Genomic DNA, 16,573 nt, shown 5'->3' on the forward strand with positions numbered 1-16,573 from the left:
TGGCACTATGAAGAAATTGCTGGGCGGGCTCTTATTGGCAGTGACTGTCGCGTTTGGATTTACAACGATTGAAAATCCATTGGCGAATGCCTATCGCCGTATTGTGAACAACAGCTTCGGGCCAGGCGAGCGGATTGAATACCGGGTCCATTACGGGTTTATCAATGCAGCCGAAGCAACCGTCGATGTGGCCCCTGCTCTTTATAAAGTCAATGACCGGCCTTGTTTTAAAGTCAATGTCTTTGGCCGTACAACCGGCGCGTTTGATCTGGTCACACGGGTACGGGATACGTGGCGTTCCTACGTCGATACCGGCGCCATTCTGCCGCAGCGTTTCTACCGGAATATTCAGGAAGGAAATTACCGGAAAGAAGAAAACGTGACGTTCAACCATTTTTCCAATACCGCTAAGTCGGAAGAAAAAGTCGACACTGACGTTTTCAAAGTACCTGACAATGTCCACGATGTCGTCAGCGGCTATTTCTTCCTGCGGACGATTGATTTCAACAAATTCGGCATTGGTCAGGTGATAGAAGTACCGGCGTTTTTCGACGATAAGATCTACAACATGAAGGTCAAATATCAGGGGAAAGCCGTCCTGAAAACAAAATTCGGCAAGATCAATGTCATTAAACTAAATCCGGTTATGCCGCCCAACGGCTTCTTTAAAGATGAAGATTCCATCCGGATCTGGGTCTCCGATGATAACAATAAAGTACCGATGAAGGTGGAGGTCGACCTCGCCATCGGCTCCCTCGATATGGACATCCGCGACTACGGCGGACTGAAGCAGGACTTTCGTTTTTTTAAGTAAGGTTTTTAACCACAGAGTACACTGAGGTTGAGCACTGAGTTACACAGATAAAAACTTTGTGCAACTCAGTGCCTGAACTCCGTGTACTCTGTGGTTTCTTTTTATTTCGAACAACCCGTCACCTTGTAGATTTTCCCGTCTGTTTTGGTAAAAAAGTAGAGCTCCTGATTGAGCCCCTGGCCAATCCTGAAGTCGGTTTTCCGGGTACCGGTCAGCTCGCGGAAAGAGGTTAGCTTACCGTTGAGCTCAATGTCCAGCTCATGCACGACAGCCTGCCGGCCGATGGCCAGTTCACGGTTTTCTACGTAATACACCCGCCCGTTTACAATATCGCCGAACACGTATTTGCCGGTCAACAACGGGATGGTTTTGCCGGCATAAACAAAGCCCCCCGAGAAAGCATTGCCTTCGTCGTGATCATACTGCGCAACGGGGTAGATATAACCCATCGACCGGTCGTTAGCCGGTAAGGCATAGACTTTGTCCATTTTACCGCGATAGTTCATCACGTAAGTCCCCTCGCGTTCCGGCCATCCGTAATCGGCACCGGCAATACCCAGGTTGAGTTCTTCGAGTTGTGTCTGACCAATGTCTGAAATCAGCATTTTACCGTCGGGCGCCCAGCAGATACGGTTAGGATTCCGGAAACCACGGCAGTAGACTTCATCGGCCGTAGCCGGATCACCGTCGCCCATATACGGATTCGATGCCGGAATGCCGTACTGTCCGTTTTTGCTGTTATTTCCCAGCGGATCAATCCGCAGGACCGAACTCCAGATACGGCTTTTATCGCGGCAGATAAACGGAAAACCGTTTTCGGTACACCCTCCGTCGCCGATTCCGATATACAGCAAGCCGTAATCAGGGCTGCCGCGTTTCGCCAGCGGGTTGAACGTCAGTTCCTGCATGCCATGCATCGACGCTACCATATTTACCCGGAACAGTTCCCGGCCGGTTCCGGCAAAGGCGGGGCTCGCCGGATCCGTCATTTTCCACTCGGTTACCACCCACTGTAAGGCTACCTTTACCGAATCGGCATACGCAAAATCGGCAGGTTTTGCCCCCGCTTTTTCGGTATGCGATGTATAGAGAAGACCGTTCCGGTAAAAATCCGGATGAAACGCAAAACTACCAAAGCCGGTCCCCAGTCCGGGCGAGTTGATCATCGCCGGCCGCTCCTTAGCCATGTCCATAAAGACCAGCATATCGGCCCCCTTCATTTCGTACAGCAAGCCCCGTATATCAACCACAAACTGCCGGTCAGGCAGGCCGTTCGCGCCAGGCAACACCAGCATTTTGGTGATGCGGGCCAGAGGCGTTTGTTTGGCCGTGGCGGGTGCGGTGGTGACCTCCGTCAGGGTGACCCGTAATCCTGATTTCTGAATACGGGCCGGTATCGGGTCCGGGACCGACGGCCTTGCGTCTGCAGTTTCCGCTTTCGGTTTCGGCTGCTGATGCAGATACGCCAGCAGAGCGCTGAGGTCACTCTCCGACAGGTCGGGGAAGGCGGGCATATACTGGTTGTACTCCTTAAACAACCGGAGGCCCCGTACATCGCCCCCTTTGATGACTTCCGGAGCATTGCGGATAAACGCAGTGATCCAGGGCCCCGACATCTCACCGGTGATACCGGCCAGATTGGGTCCGATTCCTTTTTGCCGGAAATTATGGCACGTGGTGCAGGTTGCCTGAAAAAGCGCCTGCCCCCTGGCTATCACCGTTTTGTCGGCCGAATAGGCCGCAGCGGTTGTGATGGGTTTGGCCGTAGCTTTACCGGCCATTTGTTGGGCAAAGCCCCCTGTGCTGATACTGAGAAGGGCTGCCAATACAAAATACCACCCTGTTCGTTGATGAGGACGGGTCAATCTATGCGTTTCCTGTTGATTCATGGCAACTTAGAAAGGAAACTGCCGCCCGTTTTTACTACCCCTTCCGCAGAACCCTGTATCATGCTAAAAATATATTTCTTATTGGTTTTGTTCTGCAAATCAAAAATGTGTTTCTTTGACACATTCTAAGCTTTTTTTCCATCCTGCTCCCAAATTTGCTTTTAGCATGGAACACGCATACGTCATAGGCATCGACTATGGCACTGACTCGGTGCGCGCACTTGTCGTGAATGCACTAACCGGCCAATCTGTTGGCACGCATGTCCACGAATACATCCGCTGGAAACAGGGCAAATACTGCAACCCCTCGGCTTCGCAGTTCCGCCAGCACCCCCTTGATTATCTGGAGGGATTAGAAGCCTCGGTCAAAGGCGCATTGGCCAATCTTCCCGACGAAGTACGACAAAACATTAAAGGCATTTCGGTTGATACGACGGGCTCAACACCCTGCGCGGTCGACGAAACCGGTACGCCGCTGGCTTTACTGCCGGCATTTGCCGAAAATCCCAACGGTATGTTTATCCTCTGGAAAGACCATACCGCCAACGCCGAAGCGGAAGAAATCAATCAGCTGGCCCATCACTGGGATACCGACTATACCAAATACGTGGGCGGTATTTATTCGTCGGAGTGGTTCTGGGCGAAGATCCTGCGTACCCTGCGGGCCGACGAAACCATCCGTGACAAGGCCTTCTCCTGGGTCGAACACTGCGACTGGGTGTCGGCGGTGCTGACGGGCAACACCGATCCGCTGACGATGAAGCGCAGCCGGTGCGCGGCCGGCCACAAAGCCATGTGGCATGCTGAATTCAACGGCTTACCGGCCGAAGATTTCCTGACAAAACTTGACCCGCTCCTGGGCGGACTGCGCGGCCGGTTATTCCATGACACCTATACCGCTGACGAAGCAATGGGCACCATTTCGGCCGAATGGGCGGAAAAACTGGGCATTCCAGCCGATGTGGTGATCGGGGTCGGGGCGTTTGATGCGCACATGGGAGCGGTCGGAGCCGACATTAAGCCGTATTCGTTTGTGCGGGTGATCGGTACCTCGACCTGCGACATGCTGATCGCACCGAACGACGAAATCGGTCACCTGCTGATCCGTGGTATCTGCGGTCAGGTCGACGGGTCGATCATTCCGGGTATGCTGGGTATGGAAGCCGGTCAGTCAGCATTCGGCGATATTTATGCCTGGTTCCAGCGCGTTATTCTGAGCGGTCTGGACGGCTTGCTGCCTGCCGATGAACTGGCAGCACTGACCAAAAAGCTTATTCCGTCGCTGTCGGAGAAAGCCGCCAACCTGCCGGTTACCGAGAACGATCCGGTATCGGTTGACTGGATGAACGGCCGCCGCACACCCGACGCCAACCATACGGTGAAGGGGGCGATCACCGGTCTGAATCTGGGCAGTGATGCCGTGCAGATCTTTAAATCATTGGTGGAAGCCACGGCCTTCGGGTCGAAAAGCATTGTACAACGTTTCCTCAGCGAAGGTGTACCGATTAAGGAAGTGATTGCCATCGGCGGGGTTGCCAAGAAGTCGCCGTTTGTGATGCAGACACTGGCCGACGTGCTGAACATGCCGATCAAGGTAGCGAGTTCAGACCAGGCCTGTGCGCTGGGAGCGGCCATGTGTGCAGCCGTGGCGGCGGGTCTGTACCCGACCATGCAGGATGCCCAGGCATCGATGTCGTCCGGTTTCGACGCTGAATACCATCCCCGCCCTGCGCTGGTGCCGGTCTACGAAGCGCTGTACGCTAAATACCGGAAGATCGGGCAGTTTATTGAGGGGTAATACTTTTTTGTCATCCGGCGAAGAAGAGCTACCTGGCCATTGAATGTTATCAGATCCCTCGCAGGCTCGGGATGACAAAGGTACGTAGAACATTATTCAAAGATTAGCAAGCAACCGGGGCTTTGTACCCTAATTTGTTGCCAATAGAACTAGTATGATCAACCTAAATCAATTTGAAGTCTGGTTTGTTACGGGCAGCCAGCATCTGTATGGCGAAGAAACGCTTCGCACGGTCGATGAGCATTCGAAAATCATTGCCGACTCATTTGACCAGTCACATCAGATTCCGGTGCGGGTCGTGTTTAAACCTGTGGTGAAAACCCCCGACGAAATCTACGCCATCTGTCAGGAAGCCAACGTGGCGCCTAACTGTATCGGTATTATCGCCTGGATGCATACCTTCTCCCCTGCCAAAATGTGGATACGGGGCCTGAATGTGCTCAAAAAACCACTGTTACATTTACATACACAGTTTAACCGCGACATTCCGTGGGGCGACATCGACATGGACTTCATGAACCTGAACCAGTCGGCCCACGGCGACCGCGAGTTTGGCTTCATCATGACCCGCATGCGCCTGAACCGCAAAGTAGTGGTTGGTCACTGGCAGCAGGACGATGTGATTCAGGCCATTAACGTCTGGTCACGCGTGGCAGCAGCGCGGTACGACATGCAGGGCGCAAAATTCGTCCGTTTCGGCGACAACATGCGGCAGGTAGCCGTGACCGACGGCGATAAGGTAGCGGCCGAAATGACATTCGGGTTCGCCGTAAACACCCACGGGGTCGGCGATCTGGTGAAGGTGATCAACCAGGTATCCGATGCGTCGATTGATCAGCTCGTGATCGAATACGAACAGAAATACCGGCTGGTGGAGAGCCTGCACAAAGGCGGTGCCCAGCATCAGTCCCTGCGCGAAGCGGCCCGTATTGAGCTGGGTATGCAGCATTTCCTGCAGGACGGCGGCTACAAGGGGTATACCAACACCTTCGAAGACCTCCACGGCATGGAGCAGTTGCCGGGCATTGCCTCGCAGCGGCTGATGGCTGCCGGTTACGGATACGGCGGTGAAGGCGACTGGAAAACAGCCGCGATGGTACGGGCGCTGAAAGTGATGGCCAGCGGTATGCCGGGCGGTAACTCGTTCATGGAAGACTACACCTACCACTTCGACCCGAATAACAAGCTGGTCCTCGGTGCGCACATGCTCGAAATCTGCGAGTCGATAGCCGACGGGAAAGCCTCCTGCGAAATTCACCCGCTGGGTATCGGCGGGAAAGCCGATCCGGTCCGGCTTGTGTTCAACACGGCCGGTGGTCCGGCGCTGAACGTGTCACTGATCGACATGGGTAACCGGTTCCGTCTGCTGGTCAATGAGGTCGATGCCGTAGCCGCCGAACATGAACTGCCGAAACTGCCGGTAGCGCGCGTGCTCTGGAAACCGAAACCAGACATGCAGACCGCCTGCGCCGCCTGGATTTATGCCGGTGGTGCCCACCATACGGTCTACAGCCAGAACCTGACGACCGAGTACATCAACGACTTCGCCGACATGGTTGGCGTTGAACTGGTGGTTATCGACAAAGACACAAACCTCCGCCAGCTCCGCAACGAGCTCCGGTGGAATGAGATGTATTACAAAAACGCGTAATTCTGGTTGCTGATGGTTCTGCGTTGCTGGTTGTTATCAGCAACACAGAACCATCAGCAACAATCCAGAACCATCCGGAATAACGAACTCATGTATAAATCCTTAAAAGAAGCCTGTTTCGAGGCGAATATGCAGTTGCCGAAGCTGGGGCTGGTGCTCTTTACGTTTGGCAACGTCAGCGCCGTCGACCGCGACCGGGCCGTGTTTGCCATCAAACCCAGCGGCGTGCCCTATGACCTGCTGAAACCCGACGACATCGTGATTCTTGATTACGATGCAAACGTGGTGGAAGGCACAATGCGGCCCTCGTCGGATACCAAAACCCACGCGCTGCTCTATAAAACGTGGCAAGACATCGGCGGTATTTCGCACACGCACAGCACCTACGCAGTGGCCTGGGCACAGGCCGGTATGGACATTCCGATTTTCGGAACGACCCACGCCGATCATACACATCAGGACATTCCCTGCGCCCCGGTACTGACCGACGCCATGATCGACGGCGATTATGAGTATGAAACCGGCAACCAGATTTTTAACTGCTTTGCCGATAAGGGCTTATCGCACAAGGAAATGGAAATGGTGCTATTGCAGAATCACGGACCGTTTACCTGGGGAAAAACCGCCGAAAAAGCCGTCTATAACTCCGCCGTGCTGGAAGAAGTGGCCCGGATGGCTTACCTGACGCTTCAGATTAATCCGGCCACCGAACGCATCAAGGACACGCTCCGGATGAAGCATTACGAACGCAAACACGGCAAAAACGCCTATTACGGACAAGGATGTTAATTTTTGCTCCACAGGCACATGGTTACAGTAGAAAACACCCTGCGGCTAATTATGTGCCTGTGTGGCCTTTAAACCTAAACCTCAACCCATGCAGCTTGGCTTAGAAACGCTCGATTACATTATCTTTCTGGTTTATTTCGTCATTGTGGCTTCGTATGGCTTCTGGGTCTACAAGAACAAGGGTAGCCAGAACGCCGACTCCAAAGACTTTTTCCTGGCCGAAGGCTCCCTGACGTGGTGGGCCATCGGCGCCTCGATCATCGCTTCCAACATTTCGGCCGAACAGTTTATCGGTATGAGCGGGCAGGCCTTTCAGCTGGGTCTGGCCATTTCGGTGTATGAGCTCGTCGGTGGTTTCTCGCTGATTATCATCGCGGTGTACTTTCTGCCGATGTACATCAAGAACAAGATTTACACCATGCCGCAATTTCTCGAAATGCGGTACGACGGCCGGCTGGCCACCATCATGGCCGTTTTCTGGCTGTTTCTGTACATCCTGGTTAACCTCACCTCCATTATCTACCTGGGAGCGCTGAGTCTGGAAAAAATGACCGGTTTCGGCTTCATGCCCTGCGCCATTTTCCTGACCGTTTTCGCCGTGATCATCACCCTGGGCGGTATGAAGGTAATCGGCTACACCGACGTCATTCAGGTGGTTTGCCTCGTGGTTGGCGGTCTGGCAACTACCTATCTGGCGCTGGAACTGCTGTCGACCAAAGTCGGTACGGGTGCGGGCGTGTTTGAAGGGCTGAGCCTGATCCGTCAGAAAGCCGACGATCACCTGCACATGATGTTTGAGAAAGGGCAGTATCAGGTCTACGACGGCAAGGGCGGCACCATTGACGCCTACAAACAGTTGCCGGGCATGATGATGTTTATCATTGGCGGTCAGTGGATTGTAAACTTTAACTACTTCGGCTGTAACCAGTACATGACGCAGCGGGCCCTCGGTGCCGACCTGACCACAGCCCGTAACGGGGTACTGTTCGCCGGTTTTCTGAAGGTGCTCATGCCGTTCATCGTCGTGCTGCCGGGGCTGGCGGCCTACGTTCTCTTCCAGGAACAAGCCGATCAGGCCATTATCAACGGCATTACCGAAAACGGCATCATCAAACCCGACAATGCCTACCCTGTTTTGCTGAATATTCTGCCGGTCGGACTGAAAGGAATGGCGTTCGCAGCCTTAACCGCTGCAATTGTTGCGTCACTGGCGGGTAAAGCCAACAGTATTTCGACTATTTATATGTTGGACATCCATAAGAAGTTCTTCAACCCGAACCTCGACGAAAAGCGTACAGTCTGGTTAGGACGTGTAGCCATTGTCGTTTCGTTTATTATTGCCCTGGCGATTAGTCCGTTTCTGAAGAACTTCGGGCAAGGATTTGAATACATTCAGGAGTACACCGGTTTTATTTCTCCGGGAATCCTTTCCATCTTTGTGCTGGGTTTCTTCTGGAAGAAAGCAACGGCCAACGGTGCGCTGGTGGCGGCCCTGCTGAGTATTCCGCTTTCGACGCTGTTCAAGTACTATGCTCCCGATATGCCGTTCCTGAACCGCATGGGTGTCGTGTTCTGGATCTGTACGCTGGTGCACATTACCATCAGCCTGCTGACGTCGAAAGGAAAAGACAGTCCGAAAGCGTTTGATGTACCGGCATCATCGTTCCGGACAACACCGGGATTCAAAGCCGGTGCGTTTGCCATTATTGCCGCTATTGTCCTGATTTATACAATATTTTGGTAAGAACGGGTGGCGGGCCCGACCCTGGGTTGAGTCCGCCGCTACAAACTACGTTTACTTATGTTTGAAAGCCGTTATGCTTCTTCGCCGAACGAAGTGAAGCAGATGGATACGGAGGCTCTCCGTAAGCATTTTCTGATTGAGAACCTATTTGTAGCAGATCAATGCTCGTGGGTTCTTTCGTTTTTTGATCGCTACATGACCGGCGGTGCCCTGCCGGTAGCTGGGCCGGTTAAACTCGAAGCGCCCGAAAACCTGAAAGCCAGCTACTTTCTGGAACGCCGGGAACTCGGTATCATCAACGTTGGCGGGGCCGGTAAGGTAACGGCCGGCGGTGACACCTACGAACTGGGCTACAAGGAAGCCCTCTACATCGGCCGTGGCACGCAGGATGTTCAGTTTGAGTCGGTTGACAGCAGTGCTCCGGCCAAATTTTACCTGAACTCTACCCCTGCCCATACGACCTATCCAACCCGTAAGGTATCCCGCGACGATGCCGACCGTGTGGAGCTGGGCAGCATGGAAACTGCCAACCACCGCGTTATCAATAAATTACTGGTAAACAGTGTATTACCGACCTGCCAGCTACAGATGGGCATGACCGAACTGAAGGCGGGCAGTGTCTGGAATACCATGCCTGCACACGTCCACGACCGGCGTATGGAGGTTTATTTCTACTTTGAAATCCCGCAGGGTCAGGCGGTGTGCCATTTCATGGGGCAGCCGCAGGAAACGCGCCACATCTGGATGCAGAACGAACAGGCGGTTATTTCACCGAACTGGTCGATTCACTCCGGCGCAGGCACGTCAAACTACACGTTCATCTGGGGCATGGCCGGCGAAAACCTCGACTACGGCGACATGGACTTCTGCGCGATTACTGAACTGAAATAATCAGACACCCCGGAACAGTGTTCCGGGGCTTTTTTATATAAGCCGGAGTATCCTTCCGGACGACAAACGTATGATCTCAATTTCTTTAGCAGGCAAAGTTGCCTTAGTAACCGGGTGCAAGCGCGGGATTGGTAAGGCCATGGCCGAAGCACTTGCCGAAGCCGGTGCCGATATTATCGGTGTATCTGCCAACCTTGAGCTGGAAGGCAGCGCCGTATCAAAAAGTGTAGAAGCCCTGGGCCGCAAATTCTACGCCTATCAGGCTAATTTCGGCGACCGTGCTTCGCTGAACGCTTTCATCAGTCAGGTAAAGGCTGATCATCCGGTGATTGACATTCTGATCAATAACGCCGGAACGATCTTACGCAAACCCGCCGCTGAACATCCGGACGAGTATTGGGACGAAGTGATTGCCATCAACCAGACGGCGCAGTTTATCCTGACCCGCGAAATTGGCCGCGATATGATTGCCCGTGGCAGCGGAAAAGTCATTTTCACCGCGTCGCTGCTAACGTTCCAGGGCGGCATCAATGTGCCGGGCTATGCCGCCAGCAAAGGCGCGGTAGGCAGTCTGGTGAAAGCATTCGCCAATGAGTGGGCCGGTAAGGGTGTTAATGTGAACGCCATTGCGCCGGGCTACATCTCTACCGATAATACCGAGGCCCTCCGCAACGATCCGGAACGCAGCCAGTCCATCCTGAGCCGGATTCCGGCCGGTCGCTGGGGCGAACCGGAAGATTTCAAAGGCCCGACCGTATTTCTGGCCTCAGATGCATCCAGCTACGTACACGGCACCGTCCTGACCGTCGACGGTGGCTGGATGGGTCGCTAATCTGTTGTTGTAATGTTTTGGAGCCCACAGCCAGGTAAGTTTTTAAAAACCTGCCGCTCATATGGGTAAAATGACGCACCGGCGGCTTTTATTCCAAAACGTTACAACAACATTACAACCTCTTCACAATGCCTCTTGAACAAACATGGCGGTGGTACGGCCCGAAAGACCCTGTAAGCCTGTGGGACGTACGGCAGGCCGGTGCCACGGGTATCGTTTCCGCCCTGCATCATATTCCGAACGGTCAGGTTTGGACGGTCGACGAAATCAGTAAGCGCAAAGCCGAAATTGAAGCCGTCGGCTTAACGTGGTCGGTCGTGGAAAGCGTACCGGTCCACGAAGACATCAAAAAAGCGACCGGCAACTATAAGCAGTACATTCAGAACTATCAGGAATCGCTGGTGAATCTGGCACAGTGCGGCATCGATACGGTTTGCTATAACTTCATGCCGGTACTCGACTGGACGCGCACCGATCTCGACTACAAACTGCCCGATGGCTCGACGGCTCTCCGGTTCGATATGTCGGAGTTCTGCGCCTTTGAGGTATATATCCTGAAACGTCCCGGCGCGGAGGCTCACTATTCCGCCGCGCAGCTGTCGGAAGCCAAAGCATGGCTCGATCAGGCCACAGACGACGATGTCCGCCGGTTAACGCGGAACATCATTGCCGGTCTGCCGGGTAGTGAAGAAAGTTTTACGGTGGAGTCATTTGCCGAGGTGCTGCGGACCTACGATCACGTCGGCGATCAGGAGTTGCGGCAGAACCTGTACAGTTTTCTGCGCGACATCACCCCTGTTGCCGAAAATGCCGGTATTCTGCTCGCCATTCACCCCGACGATCCGCCGTACCCGATTCTGGGTTTACCACGCGTAGTCAGTACCGAAGCCGATGCCCGGCAACTGCTCGACGCTGCCGACAGCAAGCACAACGGTCTGTGTTTCTGTACCGGCAGCTATGGCGTCCGTGCCGATAATGACCTGACGGGAATGGTCGAACGGCTCGGCAACCGCATCAATTTCATTCACCTGCGGGCAACGAAACGCGACGAGCAGGGCAACTTCCACGAGGCCGATCACCTCGACGGCGATGTGGATATGTACGGAGTCATGAAAGCGCTCGTACTCGAACAGCGCCGCCGCCAGGCCGAAGGCCGCGAAGATTATCGCCTGCCTTTCCGCCCCGACCACGGTCACCGCATGCTCGATGATCTCAACCCGTCGAAGAAAACCAATCCGGGCTATACGGCCATCGGCCGCCTCCGGGGCCTTGCCGAACTGCGGGGTCTGGAGCTGGGTATCGAGCGGAGTTTATAAACCTCTTTCGGATGGCACGAGGCTGTTGATCATCAACTGTTTCGCGCCATCCAAAGGTCCAATAGCAGTCAGTCGAATCTGACTTTGATTAACTCACCGCGACTGATACGGCCCGTACACAGCCTTGATCCGCATGGATTCGTCAGCGTCGTCCAGGACCAGTACCTGATACGATGTCCCGCCGGGTTGTACGCGGATAACGATATGGCCCGTTTCGGGCTTTAGTTTAGCCGCTGCCGGTCCCAGGGCCGCTTCTGCTTCGGGGAAAAGCTGCGTCACAAACACATCCCGCTCACCGGGGTAAATGGACGCATCAAACAAACGTTCCGCTACGGCCGGTCCCGGATGGGAAACCGCCCAGGCCGGTACCACAAACACCCTCGGCCGCAGGGCCTTCATCAGCGCCCCGTTCTGCGAATCGGCATACCCGTGGTGGTCCAGTAGCTGCACATCGACCGGTCCGGCCACCGCCGCCACCGGCGTTTCGACATCATGCCAGGCCGGTGCACCATACGGCAAAACGCCCTGAATATCGCCCCCGGCAAAATAGTCAAAGTTGCCGTAGCGCATCACCATAACCGCGCTGCACATGTTTTCGTTAGGTTGCTGATTGGCGGATACACCGGTCAAGTCAGGAAATACATGTCGGGTATCTTCATCTTTTCCTGTCCAGACATCGCCATTCACGGCCAGATTCCGGATGCTGAACTGCGACTGGTATTTTCCGGCCTCATGCACCAGCCTGATCTGATTCAGCCGACCGGCGACAAACCGTTCGGCGGGTATTTTCCGGTTTTCCAGAAAATGGATGTAATTAATCACAATCGAATCCTGCCGCAAGGTCTGCGGAAAGGTATAGTCGGGCCAGCCACGATCCAGTATCCGGCGAATGGGCAGAAATTCCGCCAGTTCGGTAACCCCGCTCAGTTTATAACCGCCCGCGGCAGCACGGGAGGCATGTTTCGGCGTACCCACATGATCGTCGTGAAAATGGGTAATCAGCAGATAATCAATACCTGACGTTTGTTTAACCGGCATAACGCGCCGGATGTAGCGCGCAATCCACTCGCCGGGTTGCCGCGAATCGTTAGGCAGGATGGGGTTGTTGCGGGGCTTATTATCCCGCCAGTTGATGGGATCGATGGCACCGGCATCAATGAGCAGGGTTGTGCCATCGGGCAGTATACAGAACGTTGCGTTGCCCCGCCCGGTATTGATCTGGTGAATATCCAGATAACCCGCTTTCCAGGGCGAAAAGATCGGGGAACCAGTCTGCTGAGCCGCCACCCCGTGACAAATCAGCATAACAAAAAGTATTGTTTTTCCGGAAAACAGCCGAACGCGCTTCATGGCCGAAAGGTACGATCCGTTTTGCGGTTTACCACATAAAAAAACCGGTTAGCGACTGCTAACCGGACTCTATACGTTCCCGGCTGCTACCGGATCGCTTCGTAACAATAGGCGTTCAGACCCGTGTGCGCATACACCCGCCCTTTGCCGCCTTCCTTCCCCGGCACCACCGCCACAAAGCCACGGAACTGCGCATTACTGTTGCGGTTCGCATCCGGCGAATCAATCTTCCACAGCAGCTTGCCGCTTTGCAGGTCCGTGGCATAAAGCCGCTGGTTAGCCGTGTAATACACCACACCGTTCAGCTCCGTCAGGTTACTCGTCACCACATACTCCTGCTGCCAACGGGTCTGACCCGTATTCGCGTCCAGACAATATAAATACCCATCCGAAATGTAGGTCAGCAGCTTGTCTCCCGTCGCCAGCTGATAATCACACAGCGAACCGAACACCCGCTCCCAGAGCTGTTTGCCCGTCAGCAGATCATGACATACCGTATAGCGCGACATCGCATCATACACCTTGCCATTAGTTACCTGCAGATGCCCGTTGACCGCCAGCATGTAACCCGCTTCTTTCATCGCCAGACCTTCATAGACAAACGTCTTCCGGACCAGGTTATACAGCGACATGCGGGGAGTGTACCAATTGGCTGTGGGAGGCGTGGAATCATAGTAATTGAACAAAAGATGTTCTTCGCCATTGATACTAATGAGCCGCATCCCGTTTACCTGACCAAAGTCTTCTTTGTAGCCACCGCCCGGTTTTCCCTTATCGGCCTCGAATACCAGCGGCAACATCCGGATGATTCTGCCGCTGCTCAACTCTCCCTGATTAACCTGAGGCTTAAAAATACTTTGATTGTAGCATTCGATAGGATTCAGTGTCAGATAAAACTTATCCGGACCTGTTACAGTAGCCACACTAGACCACATGTCTGCATAAGTCGTCTTCCAGATCGTCCGTCCCTGCTGCATGTCAATGCCGTAGCCACGGTTACCGCTCGCGTAAAATAACGTACCGTTAACATTAGCCTGGCGGTTTTTGTACATATCAAGCCGTTCAAAATCGGTCAGATAATCATTCCAGGTCCAGATATCTTCACCGGTATCTTTATCCTTTAACACCAGATACGACCGCGCGTATTGTGGTTTCCCCGGAAGAGCCGTTGCATTAGGGAATAAAATGCCTCTTTCGGTAATAAATGCCTGCCCGATCCCATCAGCAATGTATTTTGTCTGCTCCGAAACAGAGCTTCGCCACACAGGAGATAGCTGAACTACTACTCCCTCCGCATCTGTTTTAGTTACAATCTTGTCCGGGTTGCAGGCAGGAAGCAGCAGGGTAAGCAGAATGATGGCAGAAAAATGGTGTCTCATGGTGTAAAACAGAATAGGCTGGTTTGGATCTGGTGATAGCGTTGTAGCGGGCGGAACACCCTTGACTGGCCATCAGGTCAAATGTAGACATGGTAAGCGACGAAGTCAATACGTAAAAATACGGCTTTACCGGTATACAGGTGCTGATGAATCCTGCGAGTCAGGGCTGAACATTCCAAAAGGTAACTAACACACGAACAATCGGCCGCCTGCCGGGTTGTGTAGAAAACGTTCAAAACAACATTATGCTGAAAAGAAGAGCATCAGCCACCTGGGAAGGCAATTTTCAGGAAGGAAAAGGTACCGTATCGGCAACAAGCGGCGTCCTGAACAGCACGCCGTTCTCATTTAAAACCCGGATCGTGAGCGAAGACGGCACCGCCGGTACAAACCCGGAAGAATTACTGGCCGCTGCCCATGCCGGCTGCTTTACCATGGCCGTCAGCGTAGCCCTCGGGCAGGCGGGCTTTACGGCTGACAAACTGGAAACCAAAGCCGTACTGACACTCGACACCGACAAACTGGAAGTCACGGCTGTCGAACTAAACCTGACCGGCACGGTTCCCGGCATCGATGAGGCGAAGTTTCAGGAACTGGCCGGAGGCGCAAAACAAAACTGCATTATCTCGAAAGCCCTGAGTCCGGGCATCGACATTACCTTAAACGCAACACTGGCGTAAAAAAAAACAGCCGGTCAGCAATATGGCCGACCGGCTGTCCGGTTAAATCCAGTCCCATCCTGTTCTATATTCACGCGACAAATACGAATTGGCTTCCGCATCGTGCCTGAATTTCTCTCTCCTTGCATTCCATGCTAACGGGCGGCCCAACCGGTACGAAATCAATCCCAGATGCATCGGCAACGTCATCTCTCTGGCGTATTCCAGGTTCGACTCGGGTTGCTTCCGGCTCTTCACGGCATCCACAAAATTCTGCTGATGCCCCGGCGAGCGTGGAATTGTTACGGGTATATCCGCAATGTCCGGCATAGCCACTCCGTTGATGGTTATTTCTTTACTGCTGTAATCACAGATCAGCGTTCCTTTATCACCTTCAAAATAGGCTCCGATTCCCCGTTTTGCCGCACCCGGTACGTTGGGCGGTGTGCTGGTCCAGTACAGCTTCAGGTTATCGAAATCGTATTCAATATCAATCCATTTCGGGGCATCGCCAACGCCTTCGGGCAGCTCGCCTTTGGCACTCACCCGCGTCAGACCTTTTGGCTGTACCGACCACCAGACAATGTCGGCGATGTGGCTCCAGAAATCCTGAAACACCCCGCCGGAATAATCGAGAAAATAGCGGTACGTAAAGTGGCACCGCTCCGGGCTATACAGTGATTTGGGCGCCGGTCCCTGCCAGTAATCCCAGTTGAGGGTTGCGGGCGGGTCCTGATACTTCGACGGTCCCAAAACGGGTGGGAAGCCTGTTTTCCAGAGCCTTACCGTATGCACTTTTCCGATTGCACCGGCCTGAATCAGCTCCGCCACCCGATGGTAATTGTCGCCGGCATGAATCTGCGTACCCAGCTGAAAAATCCGGTTATGCCGTTTCATTGCTTTGAGCATCTGCTGCCCTTCCCGCACGCTGAACGACAGCGGTTTCTCGCCGTACACATCTTTGCCGGCCTCAAACGCCAGGATAGCTACCTGCGCGTGCCAGTGGTCCGGGGTTGCACAGGTGATGGCGTCAATATCCTTGCGGTCCAGAATACGCCGGAAGTCGTCGAACGTTTCCGCTTTTGTATCCGGATGAATGCCCTGCAGCACCTTTCTGGCGGTGGCCAGATGGTCGCTGTCAACGTCGCACAGCCCCACTACCTCAACCTCGGGCAGGTTAGCAAACCACTTCAGGTGATTGGTTCCCATGCCGCCCAACCCGATGTGGGCCACCCGCAGCCGGTCGCTCGGAGCCACCTTCCGGGCCAGGGCCGGTGCCATGGCCAGCCCAAATACGCCGGCACCGGATTGTCTTAAAAAATCTCTTCGGTTAATCATAAGGATAGGAAATGGAGGTCTTATCACCTTTTTGTGTAAAAGACTGCCGAACAATATCCTTACCCAAGGATTTTTTGCTTAGATTGACCCTTAAATTCGTGGGTAAACGTTTATGTCAGGTTT

13 protein-coding genes are annotated in these 16,573 nt (G+C 53.9%); 9 read left to right on the forward strand and 4 right to left on the reverse strand.

Annotated elements, in window-relative coordinates:
- Positions 1-7 precede the first annotated feature (7 nt).
- Positions 8-814, forward strand: coding sequence for a DUF3108 domain-containing protein (locus BLX24_RS09790; RefSeq protein WP_071502948.1), 807 nt, complete (start codon positions 8-10; stop codon positions 812-814).
- A gap of 101 nt (positions 815-915) precedes the next feature.
- Here the strand turns inward: BLX24_RS09790 and BLX24_RS09795 are convergent, their stop codons facing one another.
- On the reverse strand, positions 916-2,703 hold the full coding sequence (locus BLX24_RS09795; RefSeq protein ID WP_083421897.1) for a PQQ-dependent sugar dehydrogenase: 1,788 nt from the start codon (positions 2,701-2,703) through the stop codon (positions 916-918).
- A 166-nt stretch (positions 2,704-2,869) separates the two neighbouring features.
- Here BLX24_RS09795 and BLX24_RS09800 point away from each other — a divergent pair, with 166 nt between their 5' ends.
- The 7 genes from BLX24_RS09800 (at position 2,870) to uxuA (ending at position 11,724) form a co-directional block, all read left to right on the forward strand.
- Positions 2,870-4,501, forward strand: coding sequence for a ribulokinase (locus BLX24_RS09800; RefSeq protein WP_071502950.1), 1,632 nt, complete (start codon positions 2,870-2,872; stop codon positions 4,499-4,501).
- A gap of 154 nt (positions 4,502-4,655) precedes the next feature.
- Positions 4,656-6,152 carry an L-arabinose isomerase gene (gene araA / locus BLX24_RS09805; RefSeq protein WP_071502951.1) on the forward strand — a complete coding sequence of 499 codons (1,497 nt, stop codon included), beginning with the start codon at positions 4,656-4,658 and terminating at the stop codon, positions 6,150-6,152.
- Between the two features lie 90 nt (positions 6,153-6,242).
- Complete coding sequence (locus BLX24_RS09810) at positions 6,243-6,941, forward strand: L-ribulose-5-phosphate 4-epimerase (RefSeq protein WP_071503204.1); 699 nt, start codon at positions 6,243-6,245, stop codon at positions 6,939-6,941.
- An 88-nt stretch (positions 6,942-7,029) separates the two neighbouring features.
- Complete coding sequence (locus tag BLX24_RS09815; protein ID WP_071502952.1) at positions 7,030-8,685, forward strand: sodium/sugar symporter; 1,656 nt, start codon at positions 7,030-7,032, stop codon at positions 8,683-8,685.
- Positions 8,686-8,742: 57 nt separating this feature from the next.
- Entirely contained in the window at positions 8,743-9,576 is an 834-nt protein-coding gene (gene kduI / locus BLX24_RS09820) for a 5-dehydro-4-deoxy-D-glucuronate isomerase (protein WP_071502953.1), read from the forward strand.
- Between the two features lie 70 nt (positions 9,577-9,646).
- A complete protein-coding gene (locus BLX24_RS09825; protein ID WP_071502954.1) occupies positions 9,647-10,408 on the forward strand; it encodes an SDR family oxidoreductase in 762 nt (253 codons plus the stop codon).
- Between the two features lie 128 nt (positions 10,409-10,536).
- Complete coding sequence (uxuA, locus tag BLX24_RS09830) at positions 10,537-11,724, forward strand: mannonate dehydratase (protein WP_071502955.1); 1,188 nt, start codon at positions 10,537-10,539, stop codon at positions 11,722-11,724.
- Positions 11,725-11,817: 93 nt separating this feature from the next.
- Here the strand turns inward: uxuA and BLX24_RS09835 are convergent, their stop codons facing one another.
- Complete coding sequence (locus tag BLX24_RS09835; protein WP_071502956.1) at positions 11,818-13,074, reverse strand: ComEC/Rec2 family competence protein; 1,257 nt, start codon at positions 13,072-13,074, stop codon at positions 11,818-11,820.
- Between the two features lie 86 nt (positions 13,075-13,160).
- Positions 13,161-14,453, reverse strand: a complete 1,293-nt coding sequence (locus BLX24_RS09840; RefSeq protein WP_071502957.1) for an outer membrane protein assembly factor BamB family protein — start codon at positions 14,451-14,453, stop codon at positions 13,161-13,163.
- Between the two features lie 245 nt (positions 14,454-14,698).
- Between BLX24_RS09840 and BLX24_RS09845 the strand changes: the two genes are divergently transcribed.
- Complete coding sequence (locus BLX24_RS09845) at positions 14,699-15,133, forward strand: OsmC family protein (RefSeq protein ID WP_218160688.1); 435 nt, start codon at positions 14,699-14,701, stop codon at positions 15,131-15,133.
- Positions 15,134-15,175: 42 nt separating this feature from the next.
- On the opposite strand, the gene BLX24_RS09850 is transcribed toward BLX24_RS09845, so the two are convergent.
- Positions 15,176-16,450: a Gfo/Idh/MocA family protein gene (locus tag BLX24_RS09850; protein ID WP_071502958.1), complete on the reverse strand. Its 1,275-nt coding sequence runs from the start codon at positions 16,448-16,450 to the stop codon at positions 15,176-15,178.
- Positions 16,451-16,573: the final 123 nt, after the last annotated feature.

The organism is Arsenicibacter rosenii, from assembly GCF_001870735.1.
Taxonomy (GTDB): domain Bacteria; phylum Bacteroidota; class Bacteroidia; order Cytophagales; family Spirosomataceae; genus Arsenicibacter; species Arsenicibacter rosenii.

What these genes read in the sequence shown, in the direction of transcription:
- BLX24_RS09790 (WP_071502948.1), top strand. Translation starts at nt 8, where the DNA reads ATGAAGAAATTGCTGGGCGGGCTCTTATTGGCAGTGACTGTCGCGTTT.
- BLX24_RS09795 (WP_083421897.1), bottom strand. Translation starts at nt 2,703, where the DNA reads ATGAATCAACAGGAAACGCATAGATTGACCCGTCCTCATCAACGAACA.
- BLX24_RS09800 (WP_071502950.1), top strand. Translation starts at nt 2,870, where the DNA reads ATGGAACACGCATACGTCATAGGCATCGACTATGGCACTGACTCGGTG.
- araA (WP_071502951.1), top strand. Translation starts at nt 4,656, where the DNA reads ATGATCAACCTAAATCAATTTGAAGTCTGGTTTGTTACGGGCAGCCAG.
- BLX24_RS09810 (WP_071503204.1), top strand. Translation starts at nt 6,243, where the DNA reads ATGTATAAATCCTTAAAAGAAGCCTGTTTCGAGGCGAATATGCAGTTG.
- BLX24_RS09815 (WP_071502952.1), top strand. Translation starts at nt 7,030, where the DNA reads ATGCAGCTTGGCTTAGAAACGCTCGATTACATTATCTTTCTGGTTTAT.
- kduI (WP_071502953.1), top strand. Translation starts at nt 8,743, where the DNA reads ATGTTTGAAAGCCGTTATGCTTCTTCGCCGAACGAAGTGAAGCAGATG.
- BLX24_RS09825 (WP_071502954.1), top strand. Translation starts at nt 9,647, where the DNA reads ATGATCTCAATTTCTTTAGCAGGCAAAGTTGCCTTAGTAACCGGGTGC.
- uxuA (WP_071502955.1), top strand. Translation starts at nt 10,537, where the DNA reads ATGCCTCTTGAACAAACATGGCGGTGGTACGGCCCGAAAGACCCTGTA.
- BLX24_RS09835 (WP_071502956.1), bottom strand. Translation starts at nt 13,074, where the DNA reads ATGAAGCGCGTTCGGCTGTTTTCCGGAAAAACAATACTTTTTGTTATG.
- BLX24_RS09840 (WP_071502957.1), bottom strand. Translation starts at nt 14,453, where the DNA reads ATGAGACACCATTTTTCTGCCATCATTCTGCTTACCCTGCTGCTTCCT.
- BLX24_RS09845 (WP_218160688.1), top strand. Translation starts at nt 14,699, where the DNA reads ATGCTGAAAAGAAGAGCATCAGCCACCTGGGAAGGCAATTTTCAGGAA.
- BLX24_RS09850 (WP_071502958.1), bottom strand. Translation starts at nt 16,450, where the DNA reads ATGATTAACCGAAGAGATTTTTTAAGACAATCCGGTGCCGGCGTATTT.